General features: G+C 22.2%; 1 protein-coding gene. It reads left to right on the top strand.

Features of this window, described 5'->3' with window-relative positions; translation table 11 throughout:
• A partial coding sequence (locus JG677_RS08555) for a metallophosphoesterase (protein WP_325099578.1) occupies positions 1 to 496 on the top strand: 496 nt, incomplete at both ends.

The raw sequence follows: 496 nt of genomic DNA, 5'->3' as shown, positions 1-496 counted from the left end.
ATATAAATAGAGGAATTGAAAATTCTAAAGTTATGAAATTGCTTTTAAAACTTTATTATTTACCTAATGTCTGCTTGCTTGAAGGTAATCATGAAAGAAATTTAATAAAATGGGCAAACAATGAAAATATATATTCTAAAGAATTCAATAATTTTACTTTAAAAGATTTTTATAAAGAAAAAATTACACAAAAAGATGCAAAAAAAATTTATTCATATTTAAAAGAGTGTTTTTGGTATGAATATTATGATAAAAAAGTTTTTTGTTGTCACGGAGGAATTAATTTCTTGCCAAAGGAAGAAAAATTAAGTTTAATTTCAAGTGATAATTTTATTAATGGAATTGGAACTTATGATGAAAGTCAAATAATTGCAGATGAATTTAAAAAAAATACTCCAAAAAACTATTATCAAATTTTTGGTCATAGAAATCGTTTTAAATTGCCTATAAGGTTAAATTCTAAAGTTTTTTTATGCGAAGCAAAAGTTGATAAGGG

The sequence above is a fragment of the Campylobacter sp. TTU-622 genome, assembly GCF_016598965.1.
Classification (GTDB): Bacteria; Campylobacterota; Campylobacteria; order Campylobacterales; family Campylobacteraceae; genus Campylobacter_D.
The sequence above is the reverse complement of the archived record's forward strand: the minus strand, read 5'-3'. Positions and strand labels throughout refer to the sequence as shown.